The sequence below is a fragment of the Streptomyces sp. NPDC028305 genome, from assembly GCF_055569495.1.
In genome coordinates this window covers 627,625-643,376 of record NZ_JBVHTN010000005.1, presented here as the reverse complement: position 1 = coordinate 643,376, position 15,752 = coordinate 627,625, and the positions used below count along the sequence as shown (strand labels likewise).

The following is a 15,752-nucleotide window of genomic DNA, read 5'->3' as shown; positions in this document are numbered from 1 at the left end:
CGGCGGCCGCGCCGTCTTCTTGGAGGCCAGAATGACCACGCAGTCCCACCTCATCGTCGACCATTCCGCGGTCGCCCCCAACCGCCGCCGCGGCGGCGATGTGCGCGCCATGCTCACCCCCACCACGGTGGGCGCCACGAGCGGCTTCATGGGCATGGCCGTCGTACAGCCCGGCGAGCGCGTCACCGAGCACTACCACCCGTACTCCGAGGAGTTCGTGTACGTGGTGTCCGGTGAGCTGGAAGTGGACCTGGACGATATGGCGCATCCGCTCCGTGCCGACCAGGGGCTGCTGATCCCCATCAACATGCGCCACCGGTTCCGCAACGTGGGCGACACCGAGGCCCGGATGGTGTTCCACCTCGGCCCGCTGGCCCCGCGGCCGGAGCTGGGCCATGTGGACACCGAGACCGCCGAGCCCGCCGAGGCCGCGTCGTGACCCGACGGGTGGTGGTCACCGGGCTCGGTGTCGTCGCCCCCGGGGGCGTGGGTGTCCCGGCCTTCTGGGACATGCTCACCGCGGGCCGCACGGCGACCCGCGGCATCACCCTGTTCGACGCCGCCCGGTTCCGTTCGCGGATCGCCGCCGAGTGCGACTTCGACCCCGTGGCCTGCGGGCTGTCGGAGGAGCAGATCGAACGCTCGGACCGGTATGTGCAGTTCGGGCTGGTGGCCGCCACCGAGGCGATGAGCGACGCCGGGCTCGCGCCCGGGGGGCCCGGTGTCAAGGACCCATGGCGGATAGGCGTGTCGATGGGCTCGGCGGTGGCCGCCTCCACCCGGCTGGAGCAGGACTACGTCAAGGTCAGCGAGTCCGGCGCGCGCTGGGATGTGGACCACCGGCGGGCCGGTGCTTATCTGCACCACGCGTTCTCGCCGAGCGCGCTCGCCTCCGGTGTGGCGGAGCTGGCGGGAGCGCACGGGCCGGTGCAGACCGTGTCGACGGGCTGTACGTCGGGTCTCGACGCGATCGGGTACGCCTTCCAGACGATCGAGGAGGACCGGGCCGATGTGTGCGTGGCGGGGGCGGCGGACACCCCGGTCACCCCGCTCACGGTGGCCTGCTTCGACTCCATCAAGGCGACCTCGACGAACAACGACGACCCGGCCCACGCGTCCCGGCCGTTCGACGCCCACCGCGACGGCTTCGTCCTCGGCGAGGGCGCGGCCGTGCTGGTCCTGGAGGAGCTGGAGCACGCGCGGGCCCGGGGGGCCGACGCGTACTGCGAGTTCAAGGGGTTCGCCACCTACGGCAACGCCTACCACATGACCGGTCTGACCCAGGAGGGCCTGGAGATGTCCGAGGCGATCAACCATGCGCTCGGCCACGCCCGCATCGACAGCACCGAGATCGACTACGTCAACGCGCACGGCTCCGGCACCAAGCAGAACGACCGGCATGAGACCGCGGCGGTGAAGCGGTCGCTGGGCGACCACGCGTACAAGACGCCGATGAGCTCGATCAAGTCGATGGTGGGGCATTCGCTCGGGGCGATCGGGGCGATCGAGCTCGCCGCCTGCGCCCTGGCGCTGGCCCACGGCGTGGTCCCGCCCACCGCGAACTACGAGACCCCGGACCCCGAGTGCGACCTGGACTATGTCCCGCGCACCGCGCGCGCCCTGCCGCTGCGCAATGTGCTGTCGGTCGGCAGCGGGTTCGGCGGCTTCCAGTCCGCGGTGGTGCTGGGCCGGGCGGGAGGTTCGGCATGAGCGTGTCTTGGCGCGCTGCGCGGGCTGGACTGAGGAGCCGCGCAGCGACGGAGGAGCGAGCAGCGACGGAGGAGCGAGCAGCGACGAGGGAAGCCCGCGCGTTGGAGCGCGCCAAGACCGAGCGGGAGGGTGCCGCATGAGAACCCGGACCCCCGAAACCCCGGCCCAGGGAACCCGGCCCCGCGAGCGGGCCTTCACCCGCGCCCGCGGGGCGGTGGTGACCGGGCTCGGTGTCATCGCGCCGAACGGCGTGGGCACCGACGCCTTCTGGAAGGCGACCCGGGAGGGGATCAGCTTCCTGGACCGGCTGACCCGCCCCGGCAGCGAACACTTCCCGGTGCGGGTCGCCGGCCAGATCCGCGGCTTCGACCCGGCCACGATGATCGAGGAGCGGCTGCTGGTCCAGACCGACCGCTTCACCCATGTCGCGCTGGCCGCCGCCGACCTCGCGCTCGAGGACTCGCGGCTGCCGGTGGACGACCTCTCGCCGTTCGCCATCGGCGTGGTGACCGCGGCCGGTTCCGGGGGCGGCGAGTTCGGCCAGCGCGAGCTCCAGCAGCTGTACAGCCAGGGGCCGCGCCATGTGGGCCCGTTCCAGTCCATCGCCTGGTTCTACGCGGCCAGCACCGGCCAGGTCTCCATCCGCGGCGGCTTCAAGGGCCCCTGCGGGGTGCTGGCCAACGACGAGGCCGGCGGTCTGGACGCGCTGGCGCACGCACGGCGGTCGATCCGGCACGGGGCGGACGCGGTCGTCGTGGGCGCCACCGAGGCGGGGCTCGCCCCGTACTCGATGGTGTGCCAGCTGGGGTGGCGGGAGCTCAGCCGGGCCCGTGAGGCGGGCCGGGCCTATCTGCCGTTCACCGCCGACGCGTGCGGCTTCGCGCCCGGCGAGGGCGGGGCGATGTTCGTCGTGGAGGAGGAGGGGGCGGCCCGCCGCCGCGGGGTGCCGATCCGCGGGTTCATCAGCGGCCACGGGGCGACCTTCACCGGGGCGTCCCGATGGGAGCGGTCCCGGGAGGGGCTCGCCCGCGCGATCCGGGTGGCGCTGGAGGACGCGGACTGCGCGCCCGAGGAGATCGACGTGGTGTTCGCGGACGCGCTCGGTGTGCCGGAGGCGGACCGGGCCGAGGCGCTGGCCATCGCGGACGCCCTCGGCGAGCACGGCTCCCGGGTCCCGGTCACCGCGCCGAAGACCGGCTTCGGCCGGGCGCACTGCGCGGCTCCCGTGCTGGATGTGGCGGCCGCGGTGCTCGCGATGGAACACCGCATGGTGCCGCCCACACCGTATGTCACCGATGTCTGCCATGACCTCGACCTGGTCACCCGCAGTCCCCGCCCCGCCGAGCTGCGGACGGCGCTGGTGCTCAGCCGGGGGCTCATGGGTTACAACGCGGCGCTCGTGCTCCGCGGCCCGGAAGGAGATATCTGATGTCCCGTCAATTCAGCCACCCCGAGTTGGCCGCGCTCATGAAGAAGTGCGCCGGCCTGACCGTCGACCCGGCCGCTCTCGCCGGGTCGCCCGAGATGACCTTCACCGAGTTCGGCCTCGACTCGCTCGGCCTGCTCGCCATCGTCGGCGAGCTGGAGAACCACTACGGCATGCCCATCGAGCCGGGCGCCGAGAGCTGCAAGACCCCCAATGACTTCATCGACGTCATCAACGTCTCGATCACCGCAGGAGCATGAGATGCCCGGGCACACCGACAACGAGATCACAATCGCGGCACCGATGGACCTCGTCTGGGACATGACCAACGACATCGAGCGCTGGCCCGACCTGTTCAGCGAGTACGCCTCGGTCGAGGTGCTGCGGCGGGAGGGGGACACCACCACCTTCCGGCTGACCATGCACCCCGACGAGAACGGCAAGGTCTGGAGCTGGGTGTCCGAGCGGGAGACCGCCCGCGATGTGCACACCGTGTGGGCGCGCCGGGTCGAGACCGGCCCGTTCGCCTTCATGAACATCCGGTGGGAGTACGAAGAGACGCCCAAGGGCACCCGGATGCGCTGGACCCAGGACTTCGAGATGAGGCCCGACGCGCCGGTCGACGACGCCGGGATGACGGACCTCATCAACCGCAACTCCAAGGTCCAGATGGAGCTCATCCGGGACAAGATCGAGCAGCGCGCCCGCGCGACGGTGGAGGCCTGACGATGTATCGCACCATGATCGTCGCCAAGATGAACCGGGACGCGGGGCCCGGCATCGCCAAGGTCTTCGCCCACTCCGACCAGGGCGAACTGCCGAAGCTGATCGGGGTCACCGGCCGCAGTCTGTTCCAGTTCGGCGATGTGTATCTGCATCTGATCGAGGCCGACCGGCCGCCGGCGGAGCAGGTCGCCCGGTACGTCAAGCACCCGGAGTTCCGTGACGTCAGCGAGCGGCTCCAGCCGTTCGTCCAGGCGTACGACCCGGAGACCTGGCGGGAGCCGAAGGACGCCATGGCCCACGAGTTCTACCGCTGGGAGCGCGACCGCGCCTGACCAGGGCCGGAAAGGAGCCGGAAGGGAGCACCACTGTGGTCGCGGAATGGGTGCGCTGCGAGCGCTGCGCCGACCTGATCTACGGCAAGAGGTTCGCGCGCACCCTGCGCGTATGCCCGGACTGCGGCTGGCACAGCCCGCTGACCGCGCGGCAGCGGCTGGACCAACTGCTCGACGCCGGCTCCGCGGCGCCGGTCGGTGAGGTCCAGCCGCTGCACGATCCGCTGGAGTTCGCCGACACCCGGCCGTACGCGGAGCGGCTGGCGGACGCGCGGGCGAAGACGGGGCTGCGGGAGGCGGTGATCTGTGCCCTGGGCCGGATCGAGGAACAGCCGGTGGTCGTGGCGGCGATGGACTTCCGGTTTCTCGGCGGCAGCCTGGGCTGCGGGGTGGGCGCGCTGATCTGCGAGGCGGCACGGACCGCCCTCGCGCGGCGCGTCCCGCTGCTGCTGGTCACCGCCTCCGGCGGGGCCCGGATGCAGGAGGGCGCGCTGGCCCTGATGCAGATGGCCAAGACCGCGCAGGCGATGGCCGAGCTGGACGAGGCCGGGATTCTGACGGTCACGCTGATCACCGATCCGACGTACGGGGGCGTGGCGGCCTCCTACGCCACCCTCGCCGATGTGCTCGTCGCCGAGCCGGGCGCGCGGCTGGGCTTCGCCGGGCCCAGGGTCATCGAGCAGACGACCGGGGAGCGGCTGCCGGAGGGCTTCCAGACGGCGGAGTTCCTGATGGAGCACGGCATGATCGACAACATCGTGCCGCGCTCCGCCCTCCGGCCCACCCTGGCCCGTCTGCTGGCGCTGGGCCGCCCGGCCCCGTCCGAGGCCGGGGCAGGGGCAGGGGCCGGGGCCGAGCCGGCCGAGGCGCCGCACACCGCCCCCGGGGAGCAGCGCCCGGCCGCCGCCGAGGGCCGGGCGGCGCGGGGCACGGTCGTACGGCGGCTCGAGGAGGTGGCGGAGCGGGACGCCTGGGAGGCGGTGCGGACGGCCCGGCAGTCCGAACGCCCCACCGTGATGGACTACTTCGGCCAGATCCTCGACGACTTCCACGAGCTGCACGGCGACCGGCTCCTGGAGGACTGCCCCGCCGTGGTCGGCGGCCCGGGAAGGCTGGGCGGGCGGCCGGTGATGGTGATCGGGCAGCACAAGGGCGGGGCGAGCCTGGCGGAGCGGCAGGCGCACCGGTTCGGGATGCCCGCGCCCAGCGGCTACCGCAAGTCCGCGCGGCTGATGCGGATGGCGGCCAAGCTGGGGCTGCCCGTGATCACCCTGATCGACACGCCGGGCGCCCACCCGGGCCCGGACGCGGAGCGCGGCGGCCAGGCGCTGGCCATCGCGGACAATCTGCGGCTGATGTCGCGGCTGCCGGTGCCCGTGGTGGCGGCGGTGGTCGGCGAGGGGGGCAGCGGTGGCGCGCTCGCGCTGGCCGTCGCCGACCGGGTGCTGATCAGCGCGGGCGGCATCTACTCGGTCATCAGCCCCGAGGGCTGCGCCGCCATCTTGTGGAAGAACCCCGAGGCGGCCAGGGCCGCCGCGGCGGCCCTGCATCTCGACCCCAGGGAGCTGCTGCGGCTCGGGGTGGTCGACGGGGTCGTACCGGAGCCGCCGGACGGCGCCCACCGCGACCCCGCCAAGGCCGCCGCCCTGCTCGGCGACGCGCTCGCCGAGACCCTCGGCGAGCTGGTGCCGTGGGACCCGGGCCGGCTGCTGCGGGCGCGGGCAGAGCGCTTCGGCCACTTCGGGCTGGACACGGGGGTGACCGCCGGGTACGCCGGCGGCCGGCTACACACCGATAGAGGTGCATCGTGACAGCGGACAGCCACACCACGGACCATCGCGAGAACGGACACCGGCCGGGCGCGGTCGTGCTGCCCCCGCACACCACGCTGGATTCGCTGTGCCGCAGCGTGACGGAGCTGGCGAAGGCCGCGGCGAAACAGCCGCGGCGCATCACCCTGCGGCACGGACAGACGACGGTGGAAATGGAGTGGCCCGATCCGGCCGGTTCTGACCACGCGTCCTCCGGTGTCCCCATGCCCCCGGCCCCCGCCGCTCCGCCGGCCCCCGCCCCGCCACCGCATCCGGAGACACACACGGCCGGACCGGACCCCGCGGTGACCGACGGGGCGCGGCCGGAGCCCGGGACCCGGCAGACGGGGGCCGGGCTCCGGTTCGTGTGCGCGTCGACGGTCGGCACGTTCTACCACGCGCCCGAGCCGGGGTCCCCGCCGCTCATCTCGGTCGGGGACACGGTCAAGCCGGGGCAGCCGATCGGTGTGCTCGAGGTCATGAAGATGATGAGCACCATCGAGTCGGACGTGGCCGGGCGGGTGGTGGAGATCCTGGTGCCCAACGGGCAGCCCGTGGAGTACCAGCAGCCCCTCATCGCGGTGGAGCCCGGGCCCGCCGCCGGGCCGGTGTGATCCGCGTGTTCTCCACCGTACTCGTGGCGAACCGCGGCGAGATCGCGGTGCGTGTGCTGCGCGCCTGCCGGGAGCTCGGCATGCGCACCGTCGCGGTGTACTCCACCGCCGACCGCGACTCGGCCCAGGTCAGGCTCGCGGACGAGGCCGTGCACATCGGCCCGCCGCAGTCGAAGGCCAGCTATCTCAGCGTCCCGGCGATCATCGAGGCGGCGCGCCGCACCGGGGCGCAGGCCATCCACCCCGGATACGGATTCCTGTCCGAGGACCCGGACTTCGCGGAGGTGTGCGAGGACTCCGGGATCACCTTCATCGGCCCCCCGGCCGAGGTGATGCAGCGCCTCGGCGACAAGGCGGCGGCCCGCGCGCTGATGGCGGAGGCGGGCCTGCCGGTGCTGCCGGGCAGTACGGGAGCGGTGGCCACGCCCGCGGAGGCCAGGGACATCGCCGGGCGGATCGGCTATCCGCTGATCCTCAAGGCGGTGGCGGGCGGCGGCGGGCGCGGCATGGCGGTGGTCCGCGAACCGGACGCGCTGGTGCCCGCGTTCAACGAGACGCGAGCCCACGCCCGCGCGGTGTTCGGCGACGAGCGCCTCTACATGGAGCGGTTCGTGGAGGACGCGCGCCATGTGGAGGTGCAGGTGCTCGCGGACCGGCACGGCAAGGTGGTCCACCTCGGCGAGCGCGACTGCTCCGTACAGCGGCGCCACCAGAAGATGGTGGAGGAGGCGCCCGCGCCGAATCTGCCCCAGGAGCGGCGCACCGCGATGTGCGCGGCGGCGGTGCGCGGCGCGGCGGCGGTGGGGTATGTCGGGGCGGGCACCTTCGAGTTCGTGCTCACGCCCGACCACGAGTTCTATCTGATGGAGATCAACTGCCGGCTTCAGGTCGAGCACCCGGTCACCGAGATGGTGACCGGGATCGACATCGTCCGGGAGCAGATTCTCGTCGCCGCCGGGCAGCCCCTGACGTTCGGTCAGGGCGATGTGGTGCGGCGCGGAACGGCGATCGAATGCCGGGTCAACGCCGAGGACCCGGACCGCGGCTTCGCGCCCACACCCGGCACCCTGACGGAGTTCACACCGCCCGGGGGGCCTTTCGTGCGGGTGGACACCCATGCCTTCCCGGGGTGGCGGGTGGGTCCGGACTACGACTCGCTGCTGGCGAAGGCCGTGGTCTGGGCGCCCGACCGCGAGCAGGCGCTCGCCCGCATGGACCGGGCCCTGGGCGAGTTCCGGGTCGGCGGCGGGGGCGTACGGACCACGCTGGGCTTTCTGCGGCGGGTTCTGGCGCGCCCGGAGTTCCGGTCGGCGACGCACACCACGGGGCTGATCGGAACGATGGGCCGAAAAGATGACTCGGCATCAGCCCATTCGCGCGGCGAACGAGTGAAGTCGACGGATATCTCCACCCGGAGGGCTTACAACCGGCCCGAAGGCAGGCCGCGTCAAGTGGCAGCGGGGCCCCCCGTCGCTGACGGTTGATAAGACACCTACACGATCCCTTTATCTGGCAAATGTCAGTAATCGCGCAGGTGCCGGAAGGAATGACTCATGCGATCTACTCGCGCACTCATCGCCGGGGCGGCGCTCGCCGCATCCCTGTCCCTGGGCGCACCCGCCGCCGCGTTCGCCGCTGACGTCTCCGACCCGGGCGGCCAGGGGGGCTACTCCAGCGGTCAGGAGTCCGACGAATACGGCTCCGGCAGCTCCTGGAAGGAGAAGGAGAACAAGGAGGGCAAGGAGGAGGGGGACTGGAGCGGCAAGGGCAAGGAAGAGGACTTCGGCAAGGAAGAGTTCGGCAAGGGCAAGGAAGAGTTCGGCAAGGAGAAGGAAGAGGACTTCCGCAAGGAAGAGTTCGGCAAGGAAGAGTTCGGCAAGGAGAAGGAAGACAGCTGGGGCGGCAAGGGCAAGGAAGAGGAGAAGAAGGAGGAGGGGGGCTGGGGCGGCAGCAGCTCCTGGAAGGAGAAGGAGAAGGAGGGCGAGCACGGCAAGCCCCACGGTGGCGTCCACACCGGTGGCGGTGGCATGGCCACGACCGGTGGCGGCATGGCCGCCGGCTCACTCCTGCTCCTCGGCGGCCTCGGCGCCGGAGCCTACGCCCTGCGTCGCCGCAAGCCCACCGGCACCGCGATCTGAGGGTGAACGAACTCTTTTCATAGCCCCGCTGCCGTGGCCGACACCGCTTGTCGCGGTCGGCCACGGCAGCGCCGCTCTCCGCCGGCGAAGAAAGGCAGTTTCCCCATGGGCAAGCAGGGCGGGGCCGACGGCAACACCCGCGCTCTCCGCTGGGCCGCCGCGTCGGCCCTCATCGGCGTCTTCCTGATCTACAACTCGGTCGACGCGGCCTCCACCCAGCCATCGCCATCGCCGAAGAAACCGGCGGCCAGCGGGCCGGTGCTCACCCCCCGCCCGGAGACGGCCGCCCCCCAGGAGGTCCGGCTCGGGCCGGCGCTGCCGCGCTCGCCCGCCAGACATCTGGACATCCCCTCCATCGGGGTGAGCGCGCCGTTCACCGAGCTGACGCTCGACCGGTCGGGGGTGCTGATCCCGCCGCCCTCCGACAACAACAACCTGGCCGGCTGGTTCAACGGCGGCCCGTCCCCCGGCGAGCGGGGCAACGCCATCGTGGCGGGGCATGTGGACACCAAGACGGGCCCGGCGGTGTTCTATCCGCTCAGCACGCTGAAGAGCGGCGCCCGGGTGACCATCACCCGCGCCGATGGAATCGTCGCGACCTTCGTCGTCGACTCGGTGGAGACGTTCAGCAAGGCGAACTTCCCCGACGACCGGGTGTACGGGCAGACCCCCGACGCGCAGCTGCGCCTGATCACCTGCGGGGGTTCATACGACCGCACCGTCCGCGACTACACCGCCAATGTCGTGGTGTTCGCCCATCTCGAGTCCTTCCGGTGGGCCTGAGCCACCACCTGAGCCACCACCTGAGTCACCGTCCGGAACGCCGTGACAGCCGGGTGCCCGCGTGAACACCGCCACGCGGGCACCCGGCTGTCGTATGTCCTGCCGCCGGCCGCGGTTACCCGGGCACCCGGCTGTCGAACGCGTGCAGATAGGGGTTGACGGGGGCGATGCCGGTGACGCTCAGCCCGGCCTCGGTCATGCGCGTCACCAGGCTGTCCGAGGAGTGTTTCCGGCCCCCCACGTTGAGGAGCAGGAACAGGTCCATGGCGGTGGTGAACCTCATCGAGGGGCTGTTGTCGAGCAGGTTCTCGATCACCAGGACCCGGGCGCCCGGAGGGGCCGCCGCCACCACGTTGGCCAGGGTCCGGCGGGTGGACTCGTCGTCCCACTCCAGTATGTTCTTGATGATGTACAGGTCGGCCCGCACCGGGATCTCCTGCCGGCAGTCGCCGGGCACCAGCCGGGCGCGCGAGGCCAGCGGCCCGCCGTCGCGCAGCCGCGGATCCGCGTTCGCCACCACCTGCGGGAGGTCGAGCAGGGAGCCGCGCAGCGCCGGGTGCTTCTCCAGCAGGGACGCCAGGACGTGCCCCTGGCCGCCGCCGATGTCCGCCACCTCCGCGGCCCCGCCGAGGTCGAGGAAGGCGGCGAGCTCCGCGGCGGACTGCCTGCTGGAGGTGGTCATCGCCTTGTCGAACACACGGGCCGAGTCCGGCGCGTCCTCGTGCAGATAGGTGAAGAAGCCCTTGCCGTGGATCTCGTCGAACACGCAGGTGTCCGAGCGCACGGCCTCGTCGAGCCGCGGCCAGGTGTGCCAGGTCCACGGCTCGGTGCACCACAGGCAGATGTACTTCAGGCTGTCCGGGGCGTCCTCGCGCAGCAGCCGGGACATCTCGGTGTGCGCGATCCGGCCGTCCTCGGTCTCCGCGAAGACTCCACAGCAGGCCAGGGAGCGCAGCAGCCGGCCCAGCCGCTCGGGCTCGGCGCCCACGGCGGTGGCCAGCTCCGCGACGGTGGCGGGCCGCTCCCCCAGGGCGTCGGCGACGCCCAGGGAGGCGGCCGCGCGAACGGCGGCCGCCCGCGCCGCGCCGAAGACGAGTTCCCGCAGCTGCGGGGCGGCCTTGGACGGAACGCCGTCGGCGGGGGCGGTCGCTGTCTTGGGCGGGGTGGTGCGTATGGACGTCATGACGCCTCCTTGGCGCAGTGTCCGACGGGCTCGGAGACGGTGCAGGTGTTGCCCTCGAAGGTGTTGCCGGGCCCGGCGTCCCGGTCGGCGATGTCCGCGGGCTGGTTGTTCGCCATCACGTTGTCCTTGATGGCGTTGCCGCTGTTCTTGGCGCCCACGGCGCTGGGGAACAGCACGATCCCGCCGGACATCGGTGAGGTGCCCGCGTTGTCCCGCACCGTGTTGCCGGTGATCCGGACCTCCTCCACGCCGGTGAGCAGGATTCCGGTGCCCTGGATGAAGTCGAGGCGGGGGTTGGGCGGGCAGTACTTGTTGTTCTCGTAGACCTGGTTGCCGACGATGGACAGGTCCCCGGCGCGGGGCGTCCCCTCGTCGCCCACGACGAACACGCCGCCGCAGTTGCCGGTGAGGGTGTTGGACTCGACGGTGAGCACCCTGACGCGCCGGATGCCGACCCCGACCCGGTTGCCGGTCAGCCGGTTGCCCCGGATGACCGCGCCCCTGGTGTCGATGGCCGCGCCCTCCTCGTCGACGGTGTTGGCGATGAAGATGCCCGACTGGCCGTTGTCCTTGGAGGTGTTGCTGCGGAAGACACCGCGGGTGGACTTCTCCTGGCCGATGCCCTGCTGGCCGTTCTGCACGGCGGTCACCGTGCGTACGTCCATCTGGTCGGTGTGCTTTCCCCAGATGCCGTTCTTGGCGAAGCCGGTGACCTTCAGCGAGCGGATCCGCACACCGGTGACGAGCTGTTCGGCCGTACCGGTGACGCAGATGCCGGTCTGGGCCATGGCGCAGGCGTTGGTGCCCGCCTGCTCCGGGGGCTGGATGACGGTCGTCTCGCCCGCCCCGCGCAGGGTCAGGCCGGAGGTGGTGATCTGCACGTTCTCCCGGTAGGTGCCGGCCTCGACGAGGATGGTGTCACCGGGCTTGGCGGCGTCCACCGCGGCCTGGATGGACTCGCCCGGGTGGACGATGTGCTGGGTGTTGGCGTGGGCGGTCGGCAGCGGACCGAGTTCGATGACGAGGGCGGCCGTGAGGACCGCGAGGTAGCGAAACTGACGAGTGCGCATGAACAGAAAGCTAGGTAGGGTGCGCGCCACCTGCCACTTATGCCCCCTTATGCACTAACCGCCGCGGCTCGCCAGGCCCAAGGAGTGTCTGCCGCATCGCCTGCGGCCCCGCGCGTTACGCGTCGCGGGCGAGCACGCGGGAGGAGCCGACCGGGAGGTCCCACAGCGCCTCGCGCGGCAGCCGCGCCGCCTCCCACGCCGCACGGACCCGCAGCAGCGGCTGCAACGGGGGCTCGGCGGAGAGCAGAAAGGTGGACCAGTGCATGGGCATCATCACCCGCGCCCCCACATCCCCGAACGCCCGTACGGCCTCCTCCGGGTCGGTGTGCACCGTACGCAGCATCCAGCGCGGCTCGTACGCGCCGATGGGCAGCAGCGCCAGGTCGATCCCCGGGTAGCGGCGGCCGATCTCCCGGAACCAGTGCCCATAGCCGGTGTCGCCCGCGAAGTAGCTCCGCCGCCCGCCCGGGGCGGTGATGACCCAGCCGCCCCACAGGGAGCGGCAGGTGTCGGTCAGGGTGCGCTTGCTCCAGTGGTGGGCGGGCACGAAGTCGAACCGCACCGGCCCGTCCGCGCCCGGCAGTTCGGCCGCCTCCCACCAGTCCAGCTCGGTGACGTCGGTGAAGCGGCGCGCCCGGCACCAGGCGGCGAGCCCGGCGGGGACGAACAGCGGGGTGGCGCGCGGCAGCCGCTTGAGGGTGGGCGCGTCGAGGTGGTCGTAGTGGTTGTGGCTGATGACCACCGCGTCGACGGGCGGCAGGTCCTCCCAGCGCACCCCGACCGGGGTGACCCGGGGCGGGGTGCCGAGGATCCGGCGGGACCAGACGGGGTCGGTGAGCACGGTCAGCCCGCCGGTCCGCAGCACACAGCTGGCGTGCCCCGCCCAGGTGACCGCGGTGTCGCCGGGCCCGGCGACCGGCAGCGGGCCCGGCTCGAAGGGGAGTTCGGGGATCTGCCGGAGGGACTCGACGGGCGGGCGCAGCCGGCCCTCGCGGGCCAGCCGGGCGATCGCCCGGACACCGGGCAGCGGGGAGGTGAGGCGGTGGGTGAACGACCGCGGCCAGGTGCGGAGCTCACCGCGGGGGCGCGGGGCGGCGAGCGGCGGGGCCGCCGCCTGGCCGGGGCGCGTCCGCGCGGCGGGGCGTCGCCCGGCCGGCTGCGCCTGATCTGCCGGCTGGGCCTGATCTGCCTGATCGGTCATGGCAGTGGGCTCCCTTCTGTGCCGGTCGGCCTCGGTCCGGCCTGGGCCAGCTCGCGGAAGGCCGTCTCGAAGGCGGACAGCGCCGCGGCCACATGCGGCACCCGCAGCGGGTCCGCGGCGGCGAGCGCGGCCAGCCGCGCCTGGTCCCCGGTGCCGAGCAGCGGCAGGGTCGAAAGCCGCACCCGCAGGGCGTGCGGGGCGTCGCCGAAGCGGTGCCCGCCCGGTACGGGCCGGCCCAGCCGCCGGGTCAGCTCGCGCTCCAGCTCCACCGAGTCGGTGATGCCGCGGGCGGCCAGGTCGCCGCGCAGCTCGTCGAGGTCGGCGTACAGCTGACGGCCGGCCTGCGGGGGGCGGCACAGCGCGCCGACGGCGGTGAGCGCGCGGTAGGCCGCCGCGGCCACCGCCCCATGGGCGCGGGCCGCGGCCGCCGTACGCTCGCGGACCGGCTCGGGCTCGTCGAGGGCATGGGCGGCGGCCGCGGCCACGGGCGGCAGCGGCACGCCCCGCACCGCGTCCAGGGTGGACAGCACCCGGACGCGCAGCTCCACACCGCGCTCGGTGGCGGGGAACCGGGCGACCGCGGCGGGCCAGCCGGGCGGGGTGAAGGCGCCGGCCAGGTCGGTGACCACCACCACGTCCTCGGGGCACATCTCGGCGGGGCTCAGCAGCACCGTGCCATGGGGGTGGTGCACGGTGTCCCGCCAGGTCTCGTCGCTCACGATCAGCAGCCCCTCGGCCACGGCCGCCTCGCACACCTCGTGCAGCAACTCGGGCGGCGCGGTGGTGCCGGTCGGGTCGTCGGCGACGGACAGCAGCAGCACCCGCGGCTCGCCCTCCTCGGCGCGGACCCGGCGGACGGTCTCCAGCAGCGCGAACGCGTCGGGGACGCCGCCGCACTCGGCGGGCACCGGCGCGTGGTACGCGGGGCGGCCGACCAGCCGGGCCAGCGGTGCGTACCAGGCGGCGCTGGGCCGGGTCAGCAGTACGTCGCCGCCGACCGCGGCGAGCAGCGCGAGCAGCAGCGGCTGCCCGCCGGGGGCGGCCGCGACATGCCCGGGGTCCGTCCACAGGCCGCGCCGCTCCCAGTAGCCGCAGGCGGCGGCGCGCAGCGCCGGGCCGCCGCCGACCGGCTCGGGCGCGGTGCGGCCGGCCGCACCGGCGAAGCGCGCGGCCAGCTCCGGAAGGACCGGCAGGCCGCCGTCCTCGGGGTCCGCCGGAGCCGGGGCGGTCAGCTCCCGCTGCATTCGAAACACACCTCCGGATCGACGGAATCGACTGACTCGACTGTCTCCGCTGTGTCCGTTGTTTCTGTCCCGCCCCGTCCACCTTCGCAGATCAAAGGATCCGGCGGCGGAGCCGACACGTGGGCCGGTGCCGTTTGCCCGGGGCGGCGGCGGGCACCCGGCCCGTATGACAGGGATGCCTCAGCAACGCGACGTGGTGGACCTGCTCACCGCGGACCACCGCGAGGTCCAGGTTCTCTTCGAGGGATACCGGGCGAACGCCGACCCGGGGCAGCGGCGGCTGCTGGTGGAGCGGATCACCGTCGAGATCGTCCGGCACTCGGTCGCCGAGGAGCAGTATCTGTATCCGACGGTCCGCAGGGCGCTGCCCGACGGCGACGAGGTCGCGGAGCGGGAGATCGAGGAGCTGTCCGAGGCCGAGCGGATCCTGGGCGACCTGGAGGACCTGGACCCCGCCGACCGGCGGTTCGACTCGCTGGTCCGCGAGCTGTACGACGTGGTGTCCATGCACATCCGCGGCGAGGAGGACGTGATCTTCCCCGAGCTGCGCGAGCGGCTCACCGAGGAGGAGCGGATGGCGCTCGGGCTGCGGGTCGGCGAGGCCAAGGCCGCCACCCCGGACCCGCCGGGCGGGCAGATCGGCGGCGGGCAGGCCGGCGGCGGGTCGGTCAGCACGGGGCGTCCGCTCGCCGAGCGGGTGCGGGAGTGGCTCTCCGGCCCGGGCCGGGCCTGACGAGCCTGATCAGATCCCGCTCGATGTCGCGGCCACGGGTGCGTACGACGGTCCCGGCGAGCTGGGCCAGCTTGCGGTTGGTCCGCTGGGAGGCGCGCCGCAGCAGGTCGAAGGCGGCGTCCGCGTCGCAGCCCAGCGCGTGCATCACGATGCCGCACGCCTGGTCGACCACCGGGCGTGAGCGCAGCGCCGCGTCCAGCCGGCCCAGCTCGGTCAGCGCGGCGCGGTAGCGCACATCGCGCGCCAGGCTCTCGGTGGCGAGGTCGCCGAGCAGCTGGATGGCACCCCGGGCCGCCTCCGCCAGGGGGCCGGGGCGCAGCCCGTAGACGGAGATCGCGATGGTCAGGCCCTCGCGGACGAAGGGCAGGGTGGCGCTGGAGCGCACGCCGGCGTCCAGCGCCGTGGCCCGGTAGTCCGGCCACCTCCGGTCGTGCAGCAGGTCGTCCGCGGCGGCCGGGCGGCCGGTGGCCCGGGCGGCCGGGATCGGGCCCTCGCCCGAGGCGAGCTGCACCGCGACCAGCGCGGACAGATCGGGATGGGTGGCCGCGCTCGGCTGCTCCCCCGGACCGGGGCCGGGGTCGAGGAGGGCGGTGGCGGTGGCCCCGCAGCCGGTAGGGGTGCACGACGCGGCCTGTTCCGCCAGCACGGCGAGGCCGCGGTCCAGCGAGGGGAGACGCTCCGGCATGGTCGGGTCCAGTCCTTCGAGTCCTTTCACGGCGCTCTGTCCGCCTCTTCGGCTGCCCACCGCCCGGCCGGGGAAACGGGCGATGCGCCGCTGCCC

Annotated in this window: 17 protein-coding genes; 12 read left to right on the top strand and 5 right to left on the bottom strand. The window is 73.2% G+C overall.

Annotation, left to right across the window (positions count from 1 at the left end; translation table 11 throughout):
* Window positions 1-31 precede the first annotated feature (31 nt).
* The 11 genes from ACZ4WQ_RS23780 (at window position 32) to ACZ4WQ_RS23730 (ending at window position 9,540) form a co-directional block, all read left to right on the top strand.
* Window positions 32-439, top strand: a complete 408-nt coding sequence (locus ACZ4WQ_RS23780) for a cupin domain-containing protein (protein ID WP_398373889.1) — start codon at window positions 32-34, stop codon at window positions 437-439.
* Window positions 436-1,710 (top strand): beta-ketoacyl-[acyl-carrier-protein] synthase family protein, encoded by a 1,275-nt coding sequence (locus ACZ4WQ_RS23775; RefSeq protein ID WP_385348330.1) that lies wholly within the window; start codon window positions 436-438, stop codon window positions 1,708-1,710. Before ACZ4WQ_RS23780 ends, ACZ4WQ_RS23775 begins: the two co-directional genes overlap by 4 nt.
* A 136-nt stretch (window positions 1,711-1,846) precedes the next feature.
* Window positions 1,847-3,139: a beta-ketoacyl synthase N-terminal-like domain-containing protein gene (locus tag ACZ4WQ_RS23770; protein ID WP_385348327.1), complete on the top strand. Its 1,293-nt coding sequence runs from the start codon at window positions 1,847-1,849 to the stop codon at window positions 3,137-3,139.
* The gene (locus ACZ4WQ_RS23765; RefSeq protein ID WP_311728356.1) at window positions 3,139-3,396 is read left to right on the top strand and encodes an acyl carrier protein; all 258 of its coding nucleotides are present in this window, start codon (window positions 3,139-3,141) and stop codon (window positions 3,394-3,396) included. The genes ACZ4WQ_RS23770 and ACZ4WQ_RS23765 overlap by 1 nt, the downstream gene beginning before the upstream one ends.
* 1 nt (window position 3,397) lies before the next feature.
* On the top strand, window positions 3,398-3,862 hold the full coding sequence (locus tag ACZ4WQ_RS23760) for an SRPBCC family protein (RefSeq protein WP_311728355.1): 465 nt from the start codon (window positions 3,398-3,400) through the stop codon (window positions 3,860-3,862).
* A 2-nt stretch (window positions 3,863-3,864) separates the two neighbouring features.
* A complete protein-coding gene (locus ACZ4WQ_RS23755) occupies window positions 3,865-4,194 on the top strand; it encodes a TcmI family type II polyketide cyclase (RefSeq protein WP_385348323.1) in 330 nt (109 codons plus the stop codon).
* 35 nt (window positions 4,195-4,229) lie between these two features.
* Complete coding sequence (gene accD / locus ACZ4WQ_RS23750; protein ID WP_398373888.1) at window positions 4,230-6,005, top strand: acetyl-CoA carboxylase, carboxyltransferase subunit beta; 1,776 nt, start codon at window positions 4,230-4,232, stop codon at window positions 6,003-6,005.
* A complete protein-coding gene (locus tag ACZ4WQ_RS23745) occupies window positions 6,002-6,619 on the top strand; it encodes an acetyl-CoA carboxylase biotin carboxyl carrier protein (RefSeq protein WP_398373887.1) in 618 nt (205 codons plus the stop codon). Before accD ends, ACZ4WQ_RS23745 begins: the two co-directional genes overlap by 4 nt.
* A gap of 5 nt (window positions 6,620-6,624) precedes the next feature.
* A complete protein-coding gene (locus ACZ4WQ_RS23740) occupies window positions 6,625-8,103 on the top strand; it encodes an acetyl-CoA carboxylase biotin carboxylase subunit (RefSeq protein WP_311728351.1) in 1,479 nt (492 codons plus the stop codon).
* A 69-nt stretch (window positions 8,104-8,172) separates the two neighbouring features.
* The gene (locus ACZ4WQ_RS23735) at window positions 8,173-8,757 is read left to right on the top strand and encodes a hypothetical protein (protein WP_311728350.1); all 585 of its coding nucleotides are present in this window, start codon (window positions 8,173-8,175) and stop codon (window positions 8,755-8,757) included.
* 105 nt (window positions 8,758-8,862) lie between these two features.
* On the top strand, window positions 8,863-9,540 hold the full coding sequence (locus ACZ4WQ_RS23730) for a class F sortase (protein WP_311728349.1): 678 nt from the start codon (window positions 8,863-8,865) through the stop codon (window positions 9,538-9,540).
* A 115-nt stretch (window positions 9,541-9,655) separates the two neighbouring features.
* Here ACZ4WQ_RS23730 and ACZ4WQ_RS23725 read toward each other — a convergent pair whose 3' ends face one another.
* From ACZ4WQ_RS23725 to ACZ4WQ_RS23710, 4 genes are all read right to left on the bottom strand, one after another.
* Window positions 9,656-10,723: a methyltransferase gene (locus ACZ4WQ_RS23725; protein ID WP_358844385.1), complete on the bottom strand. Its 1,068-nt coding sequence runs from the start codon at window positions 10,721-10,723 to the stop codon at window positions 9,656-9,658.
* Window positions 10,720-11,793, bottom strand: coding sequence for a right-handed parallel beta-helix repeat-containing protein (locus ACZ4WQ_RS23720; protein WP_311728347.1), 1,074 nt, complete (start codon window positions 11,791-11,793; stop codon window positions 10,720-10,722). Before ACZ4WQ_RS23720 ends, ACZ4WQ_RS23725 begins: the two co-directional genes overlap by 4 nt.
* A 115-nt stretch (window positions 11,794-11,908) precedes the next feature.
* On the bottom strand, window positions 11,909-12,994 hold the full coding sequence (locus tag ACZ4WQ_RS23715) for an MBL fold metallo-hydrolase (protein ID WP_398373886.1): 1,086 nt from the start codon (window positions 12,992-12,994) through the stop codon (window positions 11,909-11,911).
* Entirely contained in the window at window positions 12,991-14,238 is a 1,248-nt protein-coding gene (locus ACZ4WQ_RS23710) for an aminotransferase class I/II-fold pyridoxal phosphate-dependent enzyme (protein WP_398373885.1), read from the bottom strand. The genes ACZ4WQ_RS23715 and ACZ4WQ_RS23710 overlap by 4 nt, the downstream gene beginning before the upstream one ends.
* A 175-nt stretch (window positions 14,239-14,413) precedes the next feature.
* On the opposite strand from ACZ4WQ_RS23710, the gene ACZ4WQ_RS23705 reads away from it, so the two are divergent.
* Window positions 14,414-14,971, top strand: coding sequence for a hemerythrin domain-containing protein (locus ACZ4WQ_RS23705; RefSeq protein WP_311728344.1), 558 nt, complete (start codon window positions 14,414-14,416; stop codon window positions 14,969-14,971).
* On the opposite strand, the gene ACZ4WQ_RS23700 is transcribed toward ACZ4WQ_RS23705, so the two are convergent.
* On the bottom strand, window positions 14,907-15,656 hold the full coding sequence (locus ACZ4WQ_RS23700) for an ANTAR domain-containing response regulator (protein WP_398373884.1): 750 nt from the start codon (window positions 15,654-15,656) through the stop codon (window positions 14,907-14,909). The genes ACZ4WQ_RS23705 and ACZ4WQ_RS23700 overlap by 65 nt on opposite strands.
* Between the last annotated feature and the right edge of the window lie 96 nt (window positions 15,657-15,752).